Genomic DNA, 18,875 nt, shown 5'->3' with positions numbered 1-18,875 from the left:
AGACATACATCCTCCCGAAACCGGAGATAAGAATTAGCTGATATCATCGCCGGGATAACATCTCTGTTTGTTCAACGGCAGAGAGGAATAACAATATTTGCGGTGAGAAAATGTTTCACATTGAAAACAACTGAGAATGATGTAAAGAAGTGCATTTTTCGCAGAGGCGATGTTTACTTTTTATTGTTCATCGTCGCTGTCCACGAAATAAACTCCCGCCCCCTCGGCGCGGCCCTGTCGCTTAATTTTCGTCTGATTTGGTACTTTCCGTAACCCGATTTATGTTGCTTCCGCTAGCGCTTTCTGCGGAAATAACGCTATGGAGAGATGCGCGCTAACCGGTTGAGTTATCTTCATTCTTCCGCATAAAAGAGCCGTTTTGAGGTAATTTTGTCCGCCGTTGGCTTTGATTAAAATTACTCTTAACTTTCATAAACTTAAATCTCCTGCTACTGTCAATATACACAAAATCATCCCGGCGGCTTCACCGCGTGAAGCGTGCGAAAGGATGCAATGTAGAAACATAATTTCTCCCCAGAGAGTGATATGCGTAGAGACGTACTGTTATTGCTGTGTTCATTTTGTTTGTTGTCCCCGTTTGCTCACGCTGATGATGACAGCATGAGTGCGAAAGATATCAAGACGCTTTTTTTCGGTCATGACGATCGCAAACCGGTCAACAATCCGGCGGAGGAACCCTGGGATGCCATTGGCCAATTAGAAACGGCCAGCGGCAATCTGTGTACCGCTACCCTCATTTCGCCGAATCTGGCGCTGACCGCCGGTCACTGTCTGCTGACGCCGCCAAAAGGCAAGCCGGATAAACCCGTTGCGCTGCGCTTTATTTCGCGCAAGGGCGGCTGGGTGTATGAGATTCACGGCATTGAAGGTCGCGTCGACCCGTCGCTGGGCAAACGGCTCAAAGCCGATGGCGACGGCTGGATTGTCCCCTCGGCCGCCGCCCCCTGGGACTTTGGCTTAATCGTTTTACGCTACGCGCCGGGCGGAATCACGCCGATCCCGCTGTTCAGCGGCGATAAGGCCGCTCTCACCGCCGCGCTGAAGGTGTCGGAGAGAAAAGTCACCCAGTCCGGCTACCCGGAAGACCATCTGGATAATTTGTACAGCCATCAGGACTGCATTGTGACCGGCTGGGCGCAGACCACGGTGCTGTCCCATCAGTGCGATACGCTCCCCGGCGACAGCGGTTCGCCGCTGCTGTTGAAAACCGATACCGGCTGGCAGGTCATTGCCGTACAGAGCTCAGCGCCCGGTGCGAAAGATCGCTGGCGGGCGGATAACCGGGCGATTTCGGTGACCGGTTTTCGTGACAAGCTGGAGGCGCTGGCCAGCGAGTAAACCATCAGCCCTGCTGCTGGCGCAGCTGTAGCAATGACGTAATCGGCATCGGTTCGCTGAAGTAAAAACCCTGCAATCGATCGCATCCCGCGCGCCGCAGCAGCGCCAGCTGCTGCTGATTCTCAACCCCTTCGGCCACCACCGTCATTCCCAGCGCTCCGGCGATACGCACGGTCCCGCGAACCAGTTCCGCAGCCTGGGCATCCACATCCACCAGCCCGGCCAGCGATTTATCAATTTTAAGCGTGTCAAAGCGAAAACTGCGCAGATAGCCGATGCTGGAATAGCCAATGCCGAAATCATCCAGCGCCACCGCGGCTCCCAGCGCCTTCAAGTTTTCAATGGCCGCAAGGGCGCGGGCTGGATTTTCCATCACATAGCTCTCGGTCACCTCGATTTGCAAACGGCGGGCCGGAAAATGGCAGCGGGCGAGCACCTGGACGACGCGCGTTTCAAACTCCGGGTCGCGAAACTGTGCGGGCGAGATATTCACCGACAGCATCAATTCCCCGATGGCCTGGAGATCGCAACAGGCCCGATAGAGCGCAAACTGTCCCAGCGCATAGATCAGACCGCTGCTTTCCGCGATGCCGATAAAGACATCCGGCGACAGCGGACCTTCCGGTCGGCGGGGCCAACGCAGCAGCGCTTCGACGCCCTCCATCACCAGGGTATCGGCGTTAACAATCGGCTGGTACCAGACATCAAATTCATCGTTTTCCAGCCCCTGGCGAATGCCGTTTTCGATATTCAGCTGATATTGCCGGGTATCGTTGAGGGTCTCGTCATACCAGGAGGTGCGCCCTTTCCCTGATTTTTTCGAGTGATACATCGCAATATCGGCCCGGCGAAACAGCTCGGTGCTCGAACAGGATGCGGGAGTGCCGCTGGCAATGCCGATGCTGGCGCTGATGTAAATTTTCCGCTCATTGAGCTTCACCGGCGATTTCAGCATCTCCAGCACCGCCCACGCAAAGGCCGATGCGTGATCCACCGCCTGCTCCCCGCTGATGGTCATGGCAAATTCATCGCCGCCCATGCGGGCCAGCAGGCCGTCGCCCGGCACCCGCTCCTGCAGCTCCCGAGCAATATGGGCAATTAGCGCGTCGCCGACATCATGCCCGTAGTTATCGTTGACATCCTTAAACCCGTCGAGATCAATAAACACCACGCACTGGGTCTCATGCTGCGACTTATCGCACTCCTGATTCAACCGCCCGATCAGCGCCCGGCGGTTGGGCAACTGGCTGAGCCAGTCGGTTAGCGCGATTTTGCGCGCCAGCGTCTCTCCACAGGACAGTTTGTACAGCCCGAGGCAGCTGAAGAGAATAAACAGCAGGATCAGGCTGGCGGCCATCAGGGCGATAAGTCGGATACTGCTCGACGCCGCCTCCGCCGCCTCCGCGCCTGGCAGACGCGGCTGCCAGCTGAGATAGCCTATGATCTCCCCGGCATTGGTACGCAGCGGAATACTGTACTCACCGCTCCCCTGCGTCTCATGCAGACCGCTAATCTGAAAAGTATCCCCCAGTTTTTGCAGCATCCCGGCATTGATATGCCGGGTGACCACCAGGTAGCGACGCGTATCATCATGCACCTGTAAGCGCCCCAGCGTCGGGCGAATCAGTCCGATACCAATAAAGGCAATGCCTTCACGGGTGCGGGTAATACCGGCGTAGGCGCCTTTGCCGCTGCGCAACGCTTCAGCATGCCGGGCGATGAGTGATTGCAAGCCGCTGCCAAAAAAGCGCGTGTCGGTTTCGTTAAAGGCCTGGCTGCGAAACGATCCCCACAGCACGCGATAATGCTGATCGAGCACGAAGGTACCGTCGTAAAGATTGTTGATTTTGAAGCCCGAACCCCAGGAGTCATATAGCCAGCCGGCATTCAGCATGGGGGCGTAGGTTTGTTTAACCGCGTCGTCCCAAATCGAGTTATCCAGTACCAGCGACAGGACGCGGTTCACCGATGTTTGCACCGCGCCATCCACGGAAAGAACGGAGCGATGCCTGTCGATTTCATTGGTTTTAATGCTAATCAAATGCTGGGAAAGATAGATTAAAGAAATAACAGAAACAATGAGGCCGATACCGGCAAGGAAGATCATGACCGAAAGCGTTTTGGCCGAGGGAAGATTGCGCCAGCCAGGCAAATTAACCATGCTTTGTCCTCATCACGGCTGAAGGTAAACGCGCCGCCAGTACTCTTTTTTAAAGAATAATACAGAGAACAAATTTTGCCGCCCGCGCAAGCAGGCGGCATCACATTATGCCAGTTTAATCAGCACCATTCCGGTCACCAGCAATATCACGCCGATCCAGCCTTTATGATTTAAGCGTTGGCCGAATAAAATCCATCCTGCCGCAATGGTGGCGGCAATACCGAAACCGCCCCACAGCGCATAGGCCACCGACAGGTCAATTCCCTTCACCGCCTGGGAGAGCGCGCTGAAGGCGCCCAGCACCGCCAGCAGCGACAGTATGCCGTATACTTTACGACGAAAACCGTCTGAAAATTTCAAAAAGACGTTAGCGACAATTTCCAGCACGATGGCCAGCGCCAGCCAGGCGCCGTGAATCCACTCAAACTGTTGCATGGGCCGCCTCCGTTGGCTGCTTCAGCGTTTTTTGGGTACCGGATTTAATTAGTACGATCCCGGCCACCAGCGTCGCCAGTCCCGCCATTTTGACCAACGAAAGCGCTTCATCAAACAGCAGAACGCTGAATAACGTGATCAGTAAAATACCGATACCCTCCCACAGGGCGTAGGCCACGCCGAGGGCGATTTTTTTAACGGCAAAAGCCAGAAATATATAGGAAAGCGCAATCATCACCAGCATTAAAATAAAGCCTGTGTGCCCACCGCTGACGCTGGCCCATTTCATAGAAAGTGTGCCGGTAATTTCAGCAACGATTGCTAAAGCTAATAATATCCAATAAAACATAATCCTTCTCCTGCTAGAGAATATAATCCACCGCGGCTTACAGCGAAGGTAAACCGAAAAAATTCTAAGATTGTTTAGCCGTGCGCAGTGCGCCAGCTCAGGCAGAGAGAAAGGACTAAAGCGCGGAGCGCCAGTGTTGCTCGCCGGCAAAGCGGCAGCCAGGGAAGGAAACTGCAGGGTGAGTCGAAATATACATCCTGAACTGATTGTCCATAAAATTACAATTATCCGCGGTATTGCTTCTCGTCATTGCGGATGAGTATTGTCCTCGGTAGTTATACACAGTAAATTTGTACCATAATGCTACATTATACTCAAAGTCTTTGCACTTCTTTACGTCTGACATTTGATTTTGATTAGCTTTTACTGATGTCAATCGCCATTATGATGGCGCTTCACTATTTTATTTTCGCCACCGGCTTGTTTTCATCACCGTAGACGTTTTAGCAAGGGCGGACATCTTGCCTGAGCGAGGCAATTTTTGCTGATTTTACCCCGGCATTCGGGTCTACACTGTGATGAAAATTCGATCATTTTTTCAGGGACACACATGGCTAAACCCATCATTACGCTTAATGGATTAAAGATTGTCATCATGCTGGGCATGCTGGTCATCATTCTCACCGGTATCCGCTTCGCCGCGGATATTATCGTCCCGTTCATCCTTGCGCTGTTCCTCGCCGTGGTAATTAACCCGGTGGTCCGGCTGATGATGCGCTGCCGGGTGCCGCGCGTGCTGGCCATTTCGTTGTTAATCAGCGCGATTGTCATGCTGGCGGTGGTTTTGCTGGCCTCATTAGGTACCTCGCTGAATGAACTGGCGCGCACGCTGCCGCAATACCGCACCTCGCTCAGCGAGCCGGTGCAAACCGTGACGCCCTGGCTACAGCGATTTGGGTTTACCGTTTCCGTTGTCGAGTTGAATAAATACATCGACCCCAACGCGGTCATGACGATGGTGACCAGCCTGCTTACCCAGCTGTCGAACGCGATGTCCTCAATCTTCCTCTTGCTGCTGACGGTGGTCTTTATGCTGCTGGAAGTGCCCCAGCTGCCGGCCAAGCTGCAACAATTGATGTCCAGACCGGTGGAAGGTATGGGCGCCATACAGCGCGCGATCGACAGCGTCTCTCACTATCTGGTGCTAAAAACCGCCATCAGTCTGGTGACCGGGATGGTGGTCTGGGGCATGCTGGTGCTACTGGACGTTCGCTTCGCCTTTATGTGGGGGCTGCTGGCCTTTGCCCTCAACTATATTCCGAATATTGGCTCGGTCCTGGCCGCCATTCCGCCTATTTTGCAGGTGCTGGTGTTCGGCGGCCTGTACGACGCGCTGGTGGTGCTGGCAGGCTACCTGGTGATTAACCTGGTCTTCGGGAATATTCTTGAGCCGCGGATCATGGGGCGCGGTCTGGGGCTATCGACGCTGGTGGTATTTCTGTCGTTGATTTTCTGGGGATGGCTGCTGGGACCGGTAGGTATGCTGCTTTCCGTCCCCTTGACGATCATTGTTAAAATCGCGCTTGAGGAGAGTCCCGGCGGACGCAGTATTGCCATACTGCTGAGCGATTTAAGTAAATAGGCTTCGTTACGCCGGCGGCGCAATGCCGCCAGCGGCAGGTTCCTCTTCGTCTATGCTTAAACACTCTGTTGCCTGCGGATTTCTCATGACCAACGATCCCGACCTCAAGGTGTTTCTGACATTTGGCACCCCGCCTCTTCCCCCCGCTGTCGAGCAAGGATGGCTGGTACATGACGGGGCGCGCATCTGGTATACCGTCTGTGGCGATGGCCCTGCGGTGATCTTACTGCACGGCGGACTGGGCCACTCGGGTAACTGGAGCTATCAGGCGGTAAGGCTGGTGGAGGAAGGTTATCGCGTGGTGCTGATCGACAGCCGCGGTCATGGCCGCAGCACACGTGACCAACGGCCCTACACCTACGAGAGGATGGCGTCGGACGTACTGGCCGTGATGAACAAACTGGCGCTGGACAAGGCCCGCTTTATCGGCTGGAGCGACGGAGCCTGCACGGCACTCATCTTTGCGGCCCGGCATCCGCAGCGGACTACCGGCGTGCTTTTCTTTGCCTGCAATATGGATCCCAGCGGGACGAAAGAATTTCAGTCTGATCCAACGATAGAACGCTGCTTTTCCCGCCACCGACAGGACTACATGGCGCTGTCGCCCACGCCTGCAGGCTTTGACCAGTTCGTCGCAGCCGTAACGGAAATGATGAGCACCCAACCCAATTACTCTGCCAACGATCTGAAAAAAATCAAGGTGCCGGTCAACGTGGTCCTGGGTGAGCATGACGAATTTATCAAACCCGAGCATGCCATCTATCTGGCCGCCACGCTCCCGAACGCCACGCTGACGATTCTGCCCGGGGTGAGTCATTTCGCGCCGTTACAGCAGCCAGGACTTTTTAATGCCGAGGTGCTTAAGTTTTTGCTCAGAGTGCAGGACGATTAAGCAGCGCCCTGTCTCGGTTCAGGCCCCGGCGTTTACGCCGCAAACCCCGTTAAAACGGAACTCTCCGACCGCCGGGGAGGATTGCTGAAGAGGGATCGGCGGTTTATTGAGACCCGGGTCGGCCCGGCGGCGCTTTGATGTGCTTCATTGGCCGGCGTAAGGCGTAGCCGGCATTTGCGCGTTATCAACGGTGTTCACGCTCATGCCATAAGCTCGATTAACCCGCGCAGCAATGCATGACATCTCCTGCCGTCACGCCATCTCATTTCTGGATATTCCCCTTTATTCCTCTCCTTCCGGCCCCCCTGTAGCCGACACAGCGAACGTCCGCTTCGATCGCCGTCACATAATTGCCCTTACAATTATTACTCTCAGGCTAACAATCCTTTAGCGGGCTTAATTGATGCGCTGCCCGGCGCGTCGCACACTAACTTCCACACCAGGACAATCAAAACGATCTGTCGAATCAGGAGGTTAATAATGAATGCCGAACAAACGCCGGGGCGCGTCTGGAACCGTCGCCGTACGGAAAAGCAGCGGCGACTGGCCGTCGCGAACGTCTCCGGTAAGGTTATCCCCACCGACCAGCTGGTCGATGCGCTGGAACATCTGCTGGCACCGGGCGACCGCGTCGTACTGGAGGGCAATAACCAGAAACAGGCCGATTTTCTCTCCCGCATGTTGGCGGAAGTGAACCCGCAAACTGTCCACGACCTGCATATGATCATGCCCAGCGTCGGGCGCAGCGAACATCTGGATCTCTTTGAAAAAGGGATTGCCCGTAAGCTCGACTTCTCGTTCTCCGGTACCCAAAGCCTGCGGATTTCGCAGCTGCTGGAAGATGGTCTGCTGGAAATTGGCGCGATTCACACCTATATCGAGCTTTACTCTCGCCTGTATGTCGACCTGTCACCCAACGTCGCGCTGATCGCCGGGTATAAAGCCGACCGCAAAGGCAACCTTTACACCGGGCCCAGCACCGAAGATACCCCGGCGCTGGTCGAAGCCGCCGCCTTCCACGACGGGATCGTTATCGCCCAGGTTAACGAACTGGTTGACGACGAGTGCGATCTCCCGCGCGTCGATATCCCCGGCTCGTGGATAGACTACGTGGTGGTGGCCGACAAGCCGTTCTTTATTGAACCTCTCTTTACCCGCGACCCACGCCTGATTAAGCAAGAACATATTCTGATGGCGATGATGGCGATTAAAGGCATCTACGCGGAACATCAGGTGCAGTCTCTCAACCACGGGATCGGCTTTAACACCGCCGCCATTGAGCTGCTGCTCCCGACCTATGGTGAACAGCTGGGGCTGAGAGGCAAAATCTGTCAGCACTGGACGCTTAACCCGCATCCGACGCTCATCCCGGCCATTGAAAGCGGCTGGGTGGAAAGCGTCCACTGTTTTGGCGGCGAACTGGGAATGGAAGAGTACATCCGCGCCCGTCCGGACATTTTCTTTACCGGCGCCGATGGCTCTATGCGTTCTAATCGCGCCTTCTGCCAGCTGGCGGGTCAGTACGCGGTCGATATGTTTATCGGCTCCACCCTACAGGTTGATGGCCTTGCCAACTCCTCTACCGTCACCCGCGGCCGGCTTTCCGGATTCGGCGGCGCGCCGAATATGGGGCATGACCCGCACGGTCGCCGCCATGCGACCCCGGCCTGGCTGAACATGATCACCGAACCGGATCCGATGCAACGCGGCAAAAAGCTGGTGGTGCAGATGGTCGAAACCTTCCAGGCCGGCGTGAAGCCGACCTTTGTGGAAAAACTTGATGCGGTAGAGGTGGCGAAAGCCTCCGGCATGCCTTTGGCCCCGGTGATGATTTACGGCGATGACGTCACCCACGTGCTGACCGAAGAGGGTATCGCCTATCTCTACCGGGCGGAAAGCCTCGAAGAGCGGCGGGCGATGGTAGCCGCAGTCGCCGGCATCACCGACATCGGTCTGGGCGTCGATGCCAGACGCGTCGCCGAACTACGCCATAGCGGCAAAGTGGTCTATCCGGAAGATATCGGTATTCGCCGCAGCGATGCGACCCGTTCCCTGCTCGCCGCCGGCAGCGTTGCCGACCTGGTCGAATGGTCCGACGGTCTTTACAACCCACCTGCCAAATTCCGGAGCTGGTAATGAAACTCCTGTCACAGACTCATGCCGGGCTACAGACCGAGAAGCTGGCGTCGATCGCCCGCGACTGCCTGATCGACGAAGCGCGATTAAGCCCGAAGCCGGGTCTGGTGGACAGCCGGGGAAACGGCGCCCATCACGACCTGTCGTTAGATCTGATGGAGCGCTCGGCGCACAGCCTGACCCCGACGTTTCTGCAACTGGCCCAGCACAGCTGGCTGCGCCCTGCCGACATCGCCCTGCGCGAAACCGTTGGCCGTTTAGGACGTGAAGGCGAACGGCAGATGATGGCGGCCACCGACGGCGTGAATACCCACCGCGGCGCGATTTGGGCGCTGGGATTACTGGTGAGCGCAAGCGCGATGTTAAGCGTCAACGCCAGCGCGCAGCAGATCGCGGACACCGCCGCCCTGCTCGCCCGTCTGCCGGACAGCGCCGCGCCGAAGGTCTTCAGCAAAGGCCTGAAGGCGACGCACCGCTACCGGGTTCCAGGCGCGCGTGAAGAGGCGCAGCAGGGGTTCCCGCACGTGATGAAACTGGCACTGCCCCAGCTCTTGCGCAGCCGCGCCCAGGGCGCGGATGAAAATGCGGCTCGTATTGACGCGCTGATGGCAGTCATGACCTCGCTCAGCGATACCTGCGTTCTTTCACGCGCCGGAATGACCGGCCTCAACGCGATGCAGGCCGGCGCACGCGCCGTGCTGAGTGCCGGCGGCAGCGCCACGGTTCAGGGCAGCAAAGCGCTCGCCGAACTCGACACGCAGCTGCTCACCCTCAACGCTTCGCCCGGCGGCGCCGCCGATTTGCTCGCCGCCACGCTGTTTCTCGACAGGGTCAGCCAGCCCGCGTCTTGCTCAATTTAAAGAGGATGTTATGGAACACATTACATTGTCATTTCCTGCCAGCCGCACCTTCAGCGGTCAAGCCCTGGCAGGCGTCGTTGGCTCCGGTGATATGGAAGTGCTGTTCACCGCGGCAGTCGGCGACACGCTCAACATCGATATCACCACCTCCGTGGACAACAGCACTCACCGCTGGAACGCGCTGTTTGACCGTCTGAATCTGATCAACGGCCTGCCGGCCGGCACGCTGATTATTCACGATTTCGGCGCGACGCCGGGCGTGGCGCGCATTCGCATCGAACAGGTTTTTGAGGAGGTTTCCCATGCGTAACGACCGCAGCTTTATTGAATTACGCGCCCGTGAACGCGCCCGGACGCTGCTGGATGAAGGCAGCTACCGCGAACTGCTCGATCCGTTCGCCGGCATGATGTCGCCGTGGCTCGCGCCGCAGGGCGTCGTGCCGCAGTCTGACGATGGCATGGTGGTCGCTCGCGGCACCATCAACGGCCAGTCCGCGGTGGCGATCGCCATCGAAGGTACCTTTCAGGGCGGCAGTATGGGCGAAGTCTCCGGCGCGAAAATGGCGGCGGCGCTGGAGCTGGCGGCAGAAGACAACCGCAACGGCATCCCGACGCTGGCGGTACTGTGCCTGGAAACCGGCGGCGTGCGTCTGCAGGAGGCCAACCTCGGTCTCGCCGCCATCGCCGACATTCATGCGGCGATTGTCGACCTGCGTCGCTACACCCCGGTGGTCGGCATTATCGCCGGCACCGTCGGCTGTTTCGGCGGGATGTCCATCGCCGCCGCGCTGTGCAGCTATCTGATTGTCACCCGCGAGGCGCGTCTGGGCCTCAACGGCCCGCAGGTCATCGAGCAGGAAGCCGGCATTGACGAGTACGACTCTCGCGATCGCCCGTTTATCTGGAGCATGACCGGCGGCGAAATCCGTTATGCAAGCGGGCTGGTCGATGCGTTGGTCGGCGACGGCATCAACGCGGTGAAATCAGCGATGAATGAGGCCATTGCCAGGGGCGTACCGGCACAAAACCGCAGCGATAAATATGCGGATTACCTGGCCCGCCTGACCCACTTCGATACCCGCCAGCAGGCGGATACCGCGCAGATCAAACAGCTTTTTGCCCGGGAGGAGAAATGATGACTCAGTCCAATAGCCGTGGGGCCGTATGGCTGGAAAAACTGGCGCCGAACGCGCCGCGCATGCACGGCCTGTGCGCCTCCGTACAAGTCGCCGACGGACAGCTGAATGGCGAAAGCGTGCGCTTCATCGCCGTGGTGCCGGATGCCAACAACCACTACCCGCGCGCCGCCCAAGGCGAAGTGGGTCTGCTGGAAGGCTGGACGCTGGCGAAAGTGGTCAATGAAACCCTCGCAGCCGACGCCAACAGCGAGGTGAAACGCCCGATTGTGGCGATCATCGACGTCCCAAGCCAGGCCTATGGCCGCCGCGAAGAGGCGTTCGGTATCCACCAGGCGCTGGCCGGTGCCGCGGGCGCTTATGCGAAAGCGCGCCTGGCGGGCCATCCGGTGATTGGCCTGATTGTCGGCAAGGCGATGTCCGGAGCGTTTCTGGCGCACGGCTACCAGGCCAACCGCCTGATTGCCATCAACGACCAGGGCGTGCTGGTGCATGCGATGGGCAAAGCGTCCGCCGCACGTATCACTCTGCGCACCGTCGAGGCGCTGGAAAAACTGGCGGCGACCATTCCACCCATGGCCTACGACGTCAGCAACTACGCGACGCTCGGTCTGCTCTCCGACCTGCTCAATCTCAGCAATCCGGATGCCCCGTCGGATGCTGACCTGGCGCTGGTGGAGATTACCGTGCAAAAGGCCATTTCCGATGCGCGCAAAGACCCAACGCTGAAAAACCGTCTCGGCGCGGAAAATCGCCGGAGCTCTACCCTGGTCCGCGAACGAATGCGCGCCAGCTGGTAACGAGCAACATCAGAAGTACGTAAAAAAAGACCTGCCGAAAGCGGCTACCGTCGGGCGCAGCATAGCGCCCACGGCTCGCTGCTTTTAGAAAATCAAAAACATCGCAATGAGCCCAATACGCTCAATCATTCACGCAGCCTCAAGGCGGCAACGGAGTCAATCCCCATGAGTTTGCTGGAGTCAGCGACCGGGGGCCGGGAAGCCAGCCAGCGCAGAGGCAGCTTGAAGGACGACGCGTATTTCTTTTTTTATCTACAGGTGATTACTCTATGACTTATGTAATTGTTCATGCCCTGGCGCCGATTTTTCTCATCATGCTGCTGGGCTTCTGGGCCGGCAAGGCCAAAATGGTCGACAACAAAAATGTGTCGCTGCTGAATATCTTTGTGATGGACTTTGCCCTGCCCGCCGCGCTGTTCAGCGCCACCGTACAGACGCCGTGGGCGGGAATCGTCGCGCAGTCCCCGCTGATAGTGGTGCTGACCGGCGCCATGTGGGTGACCTATGCGGCAATCTACTTCCTGGCCACCGGCGTCTTTAAAAAATCACCGCAGGACGCGGCGGTACTGACCCTCACCGTGGCGCTGCCAAACTATGCCGCACTCGGCCTGCCCATTCTCGGCAGCGTGCTGGGCGAGAGCCCGGCCACCTCGCTGTCCGTGGCGGTGTCCATTGCCTGCGGTTCGGTACTGATGACCCCGTTCTGCCTGCTGATCCTTGAGCGTGAAAAAGCGCGCGCCGCCGGTGAAAACAGCGGTTCTACCCTGGCAATGCTGCCGGTGCTGATGTGGCGCTCGCTGAAAAAACCGATCGTCATGGGCCCACTGCTCGGCGTGATCCTTTCGGCTATCGGCATCACCATGCCGGACCTGCTGCTGGCGGCGATCAAACCGCTGGGCCTGTCTGCCACCGCGGCCGCACTGTTCCTGACCGGGGTGATCCTCTCTGCCCGCAAGCTGAAGCTGAACGCGATGGTCGGTATCGCCACCATTGCCAAACTGCTCATCCAGCCGTTTATCGCCTGGGGCATCGTTCTGGCCTTCGGTCTGCACGGTTCGGTGGCGATCACCGCTATCCTGATGATTGCCCTGTCTGCCGGTTTCTTCGGCGTGGTGTTCGGCAACCGCTTTGGCGTCCAGTCGCCGGATGCCGAAGCCGTGCTGCTGTTGAGCTCCGTTCTGTGTATCCTGTCGTTACCGCTATTTATTACTCTGACTTCCGGACTCTGATATGACCTTTACTCCGCGCCCGCACGATTTACTGTGGCTGAACAACGCTAACGCCTTACTGACCGTTGAGGAGCCGTGGGTGGCAACCCAGTGGCACCCCGGTTTGCCGGTGGTAGTGCGCCGCGATGTAAATGAAAACCATGATATTGCGGTGGGCGTGCGCGGCATGAAGCGCGAACAGCGCGCCGCCGGATGGGTGAAGGCAGAGGCGGTTTCCCGCGTGGTGACGCCGGAAGCGCTTACCGAACGTGAACGTCTGCTGCACTCGCCGTTTGTTTCCCAGCCGCCGGTTCAGGCGGCTATTTTACTGACGACCTTTGCGTGGCCGTGGCTGTGGGGCATCACCGGCAGCACCGGCTATGCGCTGGCCAGCGAAATTCCCGTTCTGCACGCCGACAGCGATCTCGATTTGCTGATCCGCGCCCCTATGCCGCTAAGCGAAGAAGAGCTACGCCAGTGGCAGGCGCAGGTTGCGAAGCTGCCGTGTCGGGCCGACACCCAGATTGAAACGCCATTCGGCGCCTTTGCGTTGAATGAATGGCTGCGCGATGGCCGCGTATTGCTGAAAACGTCCCGGGGCGCGCGCCTGACCCACACGCCCTGGCACAGGGAGGAAGCATGAAAATTCTCTTTACCTTTCCCGGTCAGGGAAACCAGCGTCCGGGTATGCTCGGCGTCATCCCCAACCGTGAGGCGATCCTCGCCGAGGCCCGCAGCGTACTCGGCGAGGAGCTCGTCACCTTAGATAGCGTCGAGGCGCTCAGCCACACCCGGGCGGTGCAACTGTGCCTGCTCATCACCGGCGTCGCCTGGGCACGGGAACTCCAGCGCCTGGGTGTCCAGCCGGATATCGTCAGCGGGTTGTCGATCGGCGCCTTTCCTGCCGCAGTTATCGCCGGGGCGTTAGATTTCGCCAGCGCACTGCGCCTGGTGGCGCTACGCGGCGATTTAATGGAACAGGCCTATCCGCACGGTTACGGCCTGACCGCGATTATGGGGCTGACGCGGGATCGGGTGGAGGCCCTGCTGATCGAGGGAGAGACCTACATCGCTAACCTCAATGCCGACACGCAGATTGTCATTGCCGGTACCGATGAAGCGATGGCGCGCGTAGCGCAGAAAGCGCTGGCCATCGGCGCCACTAAAGCACAGCGGCTGGCGGTCAGCGTTCCATCGCACTGCGCGCTGCTGGACGCCCCGGCGGCAGCGCTGGCGCAGGCGTTCACCCCCGCGTCTTTGCAGCGCCCGCGCTGCGCTTATTTGAGCGGTTCTAGCGCGCGGGTGCTGTGGGATCCGCAGCGGATCGCCGACGATCTGGCGATGAATATGGCGCGGACGGTGCGCTGGCAGGATGCTGTCGTCGCCGCCCAGGAGCGCGATGCCCGACTGGCGATAGAGATGCCGCCCGGCGGTGTACTGACCTGCCTCACCCGTCAGGCGGGCTGGCAGGGAGAGAGTCTTGCGCTTGAGAGCAGCGGCGTGGAGGTCGCCCGTCATCTGGCACAGCGGCTTAACGGTTAAGGCTCCGGGCGTACATTCGCCCTTCTGCCGCCAGCGCCAGCAGATCGGCGTCACGTTCACGATGGTGGGCATAGACGATAGAGATCAGCTGGCGCATCTGGTAGGGTTCCGCCAGCTTTAACAGCTGCACATCGTTTTCATACACTTTCTTCATGCGCCCTGGCAGCAGCGCAAAACCGACGCCGGCCTGTACCAGGCTAATCATTGAGAAGATATCGTTTACCCGGGTCACAATTTCGGGTTCGAATGCCGCCACCTGAAAGGCTTCCTGGAACCCGGCATAGGTGGCAAATCCTTCGGCCAGCGAGACAAATTTGCGGTCGGCATAATCGCGCAGGTCGGCAGGCAGTACGGTATCGAGTTTTTCCGTCGCCGGTGCGGCGAGGAAAATATCGTCTTCAAACAGCGGTACCACATCAAAAGCAGAATTGCTGAACTCCCCTTCATTGGTCGCAATCAGAATGGCGTCAAGGGCATCGTCTTCCAGCATATCCAGCAGCATCTGGTTGGATCCCATGGTCAAATCGAGCTCCAGTTCGGGCCGTCGTAGCTTCATCCCCATAATAATTCGCGGCACCGTCTCAAGAGTCAGCGAGTAGAGCGTACCCATGCGCAGACGTCCCTGGCCAACGCCGGCCACCTTGCGCGTCGCTTCCAGCCCGCGGGTCATTAGGCTGGTGACGTCCTGGCAGTACTCCAGCAGCGTCCAGGCCGCCGGTAGCGGCAGTAAATTTCGCCCCTTATGCACAAACAGCGAGCAGCCCACCCCCTCTTCAAGGGTATGCAGCGCCCGATGAACGCTCACTCCGCTGAGCTCCATGGCTTCGGCGGTTCTGGCAATATTTCCCTTAACCATAAACATCATAAATATCGACAGTTTGCGGAAGGTTATCTCCTGATTAATGTCGTCTTTCATCGTTTGCGCCCCGCATTTCCGCTTTTTCTTGTTAATTCAAGCCAGTATAACCACATTCTACGGCGAAAGTTTTAACGGGGCGCACGTTCAGCCACCTGTTCCGTGGTCCCGCGACGAGAACCGCCGCCGGTGAGAAACCTGAACCGACCTGAGGCTATGCGTTTAGTTCATCAAGCCGCGGTGCCGACGGCGTCCAGGCCAGCAGCAGGCTGACAAGCGTAAAGGCCCCCATAATCCATGTCATCGTCCAGGGCGTACCATCATGTAACCCGGCCAGCAGCAGTGAAGAGACGATTCCGCTGCCATATTGCAGTGAGCCGATGAAGGCCGATGCCGAACCGGCAAACTCCCCCGCCTCATCCAGCGCTGCCGCCGTTGAGGTGGCGGCAATCACGCCGTTCATGGAGAAAAAGAGAAACACGCACAGGGCGATCCCGACCAGACCACCGTGATGCAATTTGACGCTGAATGCCATCGCCACCATCGCCAGAGAGGCCACTACCAGCGCCACTTTAAGCAGATCCCCCAATGCGTAACGCTGAACCAGACGGCGGTTAACCAGGCTCATGGTCATCAAGCCGAGAATATTGACCGCAAATAGCCAGCCATAGTGCTGCGGTTCAACGCCGAAATAGCGAATATAGACATCCGGCGAACCGGTAATAAAGGCGTAAGCGGCGACGTAATAACAGGTCAGACTCAGGGTATAACGGATGAAAATGCGGTTTCGCAGCAACTGCCCGTAGTGATGAAACGCCTTCAGCGGCGATCCCTGCTGGCGCCGCTCCGGCGGCAGCGTTTCCGGCAGCCAACGTAGCGCCAGCAGCATCAGCAGGCCAATGCCCGCCAGCAGCCAGAAAATGGCATGCCAGCTGGTGACGCTGATCAGCTGCCCGCCCAGCAGCGGCCCGATAATCGGTGCAATGGCCATGACAATGGTCAGCGTGGAGAGCATCTGCGCGGCGCGGGTCCGGGCAAAGAGATCGCGTACCATCGCTCGCGCCAGCATGGGCCCGGTACAGGCCCCCAGAGCCTGAAAAACGCGCCAGAAAATAATCTGATCGATGCTGACGGAGAGCGCGCACCCCACGGAGCCGATGATAAACAGCACCATACCGATAAACAGCGGCGTGCGACGACCAAGGCGGTCGCCGATCGGCCCCCAGATGAGCTGAGCCACGGCAAAACCGATTAAAAAACCGGTAATCGTCAGTTCGGCGTCCCCCTGCAATTCCGCCGCCATCACCGGCATGGCGGGTAGATAAATATCGGTGGATAACGAAGCGAACGCCATCAGCCCGCTTAAAATCAAAATAAACAGCGGCCCGCTGGCGGCGTTTTTTTGCGGCAAAGTCATGTGAGATATCCGTCAGGAGAGAGTGTTACAGAGCGAGGTATGTTAACGAGAAAGCGCTGACGGATAATCCCCTGTAACCGTATCGAGGTTATGAGTCGCATTCATGAATAGACGGCGCAGAGGGCGCGCAACGAGGATGGCAGGCACAGCCGACGAAAAAAATGCCAGTCGGCGATAAACCAACTGGCATGCTCTGTGGCGGACGTTATGTCAGATTACAGCGCCATATCGTGCTGTGCCGACTCCGCGGGTTTTGCCTCGGCCGGCTTCGCGGTGGTCACCGCAGGCTGAGTTTTGCTCATGTCGATGACCGGCGGTTTCACCAGCTGCAGCGTCGCAGCGGTATCATCCCACACCTGCTGCGTCAGCGCCGGGTTATCGTTCAGCTTCTGTCCGTAGCTCGGGACGATAGCATGAATGCGGCTCTGCCACTGCGCGGAAGCAAACTGCTCCGGGAACATCTGCTTCAGGACGTTAAGGGTGATCGGTGCCGCGGTGGATGCACCCGGTGATGCCCCCAGCAGCGCCGAGATGGTTTTCTGTTGATCGACCACCACTTCGGTACCCAGCTTCAGGACTCCGCCCTTGTCAGCATCTTTCTTGATAATCTGCACGCGCTGGCCGGCCTGGATCAGTTTCCAGTCTTCTTTACGCGCGTCCGGATAGTACTCTTTCAGCGCCGCAAAACGGTCATCATCGTTCAACATCACCTGGCTAATCAGGTATTTCACCAGATCGAAGTTGTCGAGACCCACGTGGGTCATCGGCAGCACGTTATCGGTAGTGGTGGTGCTCAGCAGGTCCATAAATGAACCATTTTTGAGGAATTTGGTAGAGAAGGTCGCAAACGGCCCGAACAGCACCACGCGCTTACCATCGATGAAACGGGCATCCAGGTGCGGAACCGACATCGGCGGTGCGCCAACGGAGGCCTGACCGTACACTTTTTCCAGATGCTGCTGGGTCACGGCTGGATTTTCCGTCATCAGGAAGGAGCCGCCAACCGGGAAGCCCGCATAATTATCCGCTTCCGGAATGCCGGTTTTTTGCAGTAATTTCAGCGCGCCGCCGCCGGCACCGATAAAGACATATTTCGCATCGACCGCCTGCTCCTGACCGCTATTGACGTTTTTAATCGTCACGTGCCATGAATTATCGGCATTACGCTTAAAGCCGGTGACTTCAGAAGAGGTTTGCAGCGAGAAGTTATTATTTTTCTTCAGGCTGCCGATCAGCTGACGGGTTATTTCGCCGTAGTTGACATCGGTACCGACCGGAGTCCAGGTCGCCGCCACTTTTTGTTGCGGATCGCGCCCTTCCATCACCAGCGGCGCCCATTGTTTAATTTGCGCGTGATCGGTGGAGAATTTCATGCCCTGGAATAAAGTGGTCTGCTGCAATGCGGCATAACGTTTTTGCAGATACTCCACATTATCACCCCAGACGAAACTCATATGCGGAGTGGAATTAATAAAGGCGTGCGGATCGTGCAAAATGCCGCGTTTGACCTGCGCCGTCCAGAACTGGCGGGAGATCATAAACTGCTCGTTAATATCCAGCGCTTTGCTGACATCAATGGAACCGTCCGGACGCTCCGGCGTATAGTTCAGCTCCATGTTCGCTGAGTGGCCGGTCCCGGCGTTGTTCCAGCCGTTAGAGGATTCCAGCGCAACGCCATCCAGCTTCTCGACCATCACCTGTTTCCAGTCCGGCTGTAATTCCTGCAGCCAGGTGCCAAGGGAGGCACTCATAATTCCGCCGCCAATCAGCAGGAAATCGGTTTTTTGAGCGGCATCGGTATTCGCATACGACGCGGTGCTGACAAACATCGCCAGTGCGGTCACAGATAAGAGAGATTTTTTTATTGCAGGCATAATAGAATTATCGCATAGCACAATGAAATAAGTGCAAACATGTTAACGCATTTCTATTATATTTTAAAATATCATTTACATTTTCCGCACAGTTAATCAATTTCTGATAAATACTTTTTTAACTTAAAAAAGTAAAATATCGCGTGCGAAACTAAAAGTCAGAAAATAACGGCGGGAATGAAGGGGTTAAATAGTTCTCGCCGGTTAATTTAGTTATTTATCACCACATCACGCTCGCAGCATAACGGCGCGCTATTGCGCGCCGCAT

General features: G+C 57.6%; 17 protein-coding genes. 11 read left to right on the top strand and 6 right to left on the bottom strand.

The window, feature by feature from the left end:
* The first annotated feature begins 546 nt into the window (after positions 1–546).
* Positions 547–1,359, top strand: a complete 813-nt coding sequence (locus BV390_RS10570; protein WP_032687493.1) for a trypsin-like serine peptidase — start codon at positions 547–549, stop codon at positions 1,357–1,359.
* A 4-nt stretch (positions 1,360–1,363) separates the two neighbouring features.
* Here BV390_RS10570 and BV390_RS10565 read toward each other — a convergent pair whose 3' ends face one another.
* The 3 genes from BV390_RS10565 to mdtJ all read right to left on the bottom strand — a co-directional run bounded on the left by BV390_RS10565 (position 1,364) and on the right by mdtJ (position 4,304).
* On the bottom strand, positions 1,364–3,520 hold the full coding sequence (locus tag BV390_RS10565) for a putative bifunctional diguanylate cyclase/phosphodiesterase (protein ID WP_085396899.1): 2,157 nt from the start codon (positions 3,518–3,520) through the stop codon (positions 1,364–1,366).
* 105 nt (positions 3,521–3,625) lie between these two features.
* On the bottom strand, positions 3,626–3,955 hold the full coding sequence (gene mdtI / locus BV390_RS10560) for a multidrug/spermidine efflux SMR transporter subunit MdtI (RefSeq protein ID WP_004862469.1): 330 nt from the start codon (positions 3,953–3,955) through the stop codon (positions 3,626–3,628).
* Entirely contained in the window at positions 3,942–4,304 is a 363-nt protein-coding gene (gene mdtJ, locus BV390_RS10555; RefSeq protein WP_032687490.1) for a multidrug/spermidine efflux SMR transporter subunit MdtJ, read from the bottom strand. The genes mdtI and mdtJ overlap by 14 nt, the downstream gene beginning before the upstream one ends.
* Positions 4,305–4,854: 550 nt before the next feature.
* Between mdtJ and BV390_RS10550 the strand changes: the two genes are divergently transcribed.
* The 10 genes from BV390_RS10550 (at position 4,855) to mdcH (ending at position 14,460) form a co-directional block, all read left to right on the top strand.
* The gene (locus BV390_RS10550; RefSeq protein ID WP_032687489.1) at positions 4,855–5,886 is read left to right on the top strand and encodes an AI-2E family transporter; all 1,032 of its coding nucleotides are present in this window, start codon (positions 4,855–4,857) and stop codon (positions 5,884–5,886) included.
* A gap of 85 nt (positions 5,887–5,971) precedes the next feature.
* Positions 5,972–6,778, top strand: coding sequence for an alpha/beta fold hydrolase (locus BV390_RS10545; RefSeq protein WP_032696089.1), 807 nt, complete (start codon positions 5,972–5,974; stop codon positions 6,776–6,778).
* 480 nt (positions 6,779–7,258) lie between these two features.
* Positions 7,259–8,914 (top strand): malonate decarboxylase subunit alpha, encoded by a 1,656-nt coding sequence (gene mdcA, locus BV390_RS10540; RefSeq protein WP_085396897.1) that lies wholly within the window; start codon positions 7,259–7,261, stop codon positions 8,912–8,914.
* Complete coding sequence (locus BV390_RS10535; protein ID WP_085396896.1) at positions 8,914–9,774, top strand: triphosphoribosyl-dephospho-CoA synthase; 861 nt, start codon at positions 8,914–8,916, stop codon at positions 9,772–9,774. The genes mdcA and BV390_RS10535 overlap by 1 nt, the downstream gene beginning before the upstream one ends.
* A 10-nt stretch (positions 9,775–9,784) precedes the next feature.
* Positions 9,785–10,084: a malonate decarboxylase acyl carrier protein gene (gene mdcC, locus BV390_RS10530; protein WP_032696086.1), complete on the top strand. Its 300-nt coding sequence runs from the start codon at positions 9,785–9,787 to the stop codon at positions 10,082–10,084.
* The gene (locus BV390_RS10525; RefSeq protein ID WP_064385709.1) at positions 10,077–10,910 is read left to right on the top strand and encodes a biotin-independent malonate decarboxylase subunit beta; all 834 of its coding nucleotides are present in this window, start codon (positions 10,077–10,079) and stop codon (positions 10,908–10,910) included. Before mdcC ends, BV390_RS10525 begins: the two co-directional genes overlap by 8 nt.
* Complete coding sequence (gene mdcE, locus BV390_RS10520; protein ID WP_032687505.1) at positions 10,910–11,710, top strand: biotin-independent malonate decarboxylase subunit gamma; 801 nt, start codon at positions 10,910–10,912, stop codon at positions 11,708–11,710. The genes BV390_RS10525 and mdcE overlap by 1 nt, the downstream gene beginning before the upstream one ends.
* A 269-nt stretch (positions 11,711–11,979) precedes the next feature.
* Positions 11,980–12,939 (top strand): AEC family transporter, encoded by a 960-nt coding sequence (locus BV390_RS10515; protein ID WP_032687481.1) that lies wholly within the window; start codon positions 11,980–11,982, stop codon positions 12,937–12,939.
* Between the two features lies 1 nt (position 12,940).
* Positions 12,941–13,561, top strand: coding sequence for a malonate decarboxylase holo-ACP synthase (locus tag BV390_RS10510; protein WP_085396895.1), 621 nt, complete (start codon positions 12,941–12,943; stop codon positions 13,559–13,561).
* Positions 13,558–14,460 carry a malonate decarboxylase subunit epsilon gene (gene mdcH / locus BV390_RS10505; RefSeq protein WP_032699719.1) on the top strand — a complete coding sequence of 301 codons (903 nt, stop codon included), beginning with the start codon at positions 13,558–13,560 and terminating at the stop codon, positions 14,458–14,460. Before BV390_RS10510 ends, mdcH begins: the two co-directional genes overlap by 4 nt.
* On the opposite strand, the gene BV390_RS10500 is transcribed toward mdcH, so the two are convergent.
* The 3 genes from BV390_RS10500 to mqo form a co-directional block, all read right to left on the bottom strand.
* Positions 14,450–15,376 carry a LysR family transcriptional regulator gene (locus tag BV390_RS10500; RefSeq protein WP_032696083.1) on the bottom strand — a complete coding sequence of 309 codons (927 nt, stop codon included), beginning with the start codon at positions 15,374–15,376 and terminating at the stop codon, positions 14,450–14,452. The genes mdcH and BV390_RS10500 overlap by 11 nt on opposite strands.
* A gap of 154 nt (positions 15,377–15,530) precedes the next feature.
* Positions 15,531–16,733, bottom strand: a complete 1,203-nt coding sequence (locus tag BV390_RS10495) for a multidrug effflux MFS transporter (RefSeq protein ID WP_047664991.1) — start codon at positions 16,731–16,733, stop codon at positions 15,531–15,533.
* 215 nt (positions 16,734–16,948) lie between these two features.
* Positions 16,949–18,607: a malate dehydrogenase (quinone) gene (mqo, locus tag BV390_RS10490; RefSeq protein WP_032696081.1), complete on the bottom strand. Its 1,659-nt coding sequence runs from the start codon at positions 18,605–18,607 to the stop codon at positions 16,949–16,951.
* Between the last annotated feature and the right edge of the window lie 268 nt (positions 18,608–18,875).

Origin of the sequence: Klebsiella sp. YJ (genome assembly GCF_002108615.1) — a bacterium.
In the GTDB taxonomy this organism is placed as follows: Bacteria; Pseudomonadota; Gammaproteobacteria; order Enterobacterales; family Enterobacteriaceae; genus Klebsiella; species Klebsiella planticola.
The sequence above is the reverse complement of the archived record's forward strand: the minus strand, read 5'-3'. Positions and strand labels throughout refer to the sequence as shown.

Excerpts from the sequence above, each read along its gene's own strand:
- BV390_RS10570 (WP_032687493.1), top strand. The coding sequence starts at position 547 with ATGCGTAGAGACGTACTGTTATTGCTGTGTTCATTTTGTTTGTTGTCC.
- BV390_RS10565 (WP_085396899.1), bottom strand. The coding sequence starts at position 3,520 with ATGGTTAATTTGCCTGGCTGGCGCAATCTTCCCTCGGCCAAAACGCTT.
- mdtI (WP_004862469.1), bottom strand. The coding sequence starts at position 3,955 with ATGCAACAGTTTGAGTGGATTCACGGCGCCTGGCTGGCGCTGGCCATC.
- mdtJ (WP_032687490.1), bottom strand. The coding sequence starts at position 4,304 with ATGTTTTATTGGATATTATTAGCTTTAGCAATCGTTGCTGAAATTACC.
- BV390_RS10550 (WP_032687489.1), top strand. The coding sequence starts at position 4,855 with ATGGCTAAACCCATCATTACGCTTAATGGATTAAAGATTGTCATCATG.
- BV390_RS10545 (WP_032696089.1), top strand. The coding sequence starts at position 5,972 with ATGACCAACGATCCCGACCTCAAGGTGTTTCTGACATTTGGCACCCCG.
- mdcA (WP_085396897.1), top strand. The coding sequence starts at position 7,259 with ATGAATGCCGAACAAACGCCGGGGCGCGTCTGGAACCGTCGCCGTACG.
- BV390_RS10535 (WP_085396896.1), top strand. The coding sequence starts at position 8,914 with ATGAAACTCCTGTCACAGACTCATGCCGGGCTACAGACCGAGAAGCTG.
- mdcC (WP_032696086.1), top strand. The coding sequence starts at position 9,785 with ATGGAACACATTACATTGTCATTTCCTGCCAGCCGCACCTTCAGCGGT.
- BV390_RS10525 (WP_064385709.1), top strand. The coding sequence starts at position 10,077 with ATGCGTAACGACCGCAGCTTTATTGAATTACGCGCCCGTGAACGCGCC.
- mdcE (WP_032687505.1), top strand. The coding sequence starts at position 10,910 with ATGACTCAGTCCAATAGCCGTGGGGCCGTATGGCTGGAAAAACTGGCG.
- BV390_RS10515 (WP_032687481.1), top strand. The coding sequence starts at position 11,980 with ATGACTTATGTAATTGTTCATGCCCTGGCGCCGATTTTTCTCATCATG.
- BV390_RS10510 (WP_085396895.1), top strand. The coding sequence starts at position 12,941 with ATGACCTTTACTCCGCGCCCGCACGATTTACTGTGGCTGAACAACGCT.
- mdcH (WP_032699719.1), top strand. The coding sequence starts at position 13,558 with ATGAAAATTCTCTTTACCTTTCCCGGTCAGGGAAACCAGCGTCCGGGT.
- BV390_RS10500 (WP_032696083.1), bottom strand. The coding sequence starts at position 15,376 with ATGAAAGACGACATTAATCAGGAGATAACCTTCCGCAAACTGTCGATA.
- BV390_RS10495 (WP_047664991.1), bottom strand. The coding sequence starts at position 16,733 with ATGACTTTGCCGCAAAAAAACGCCGCCAGCGGGCCGCTGTTTATTTTG.
- mqo (WP_032696081.1), bottom strand. The coding sequence starts at position 18,607 with ATGCCTGCAATAAAAAAATCTCTCTTATCTGTGACCGCACTGGCGATG.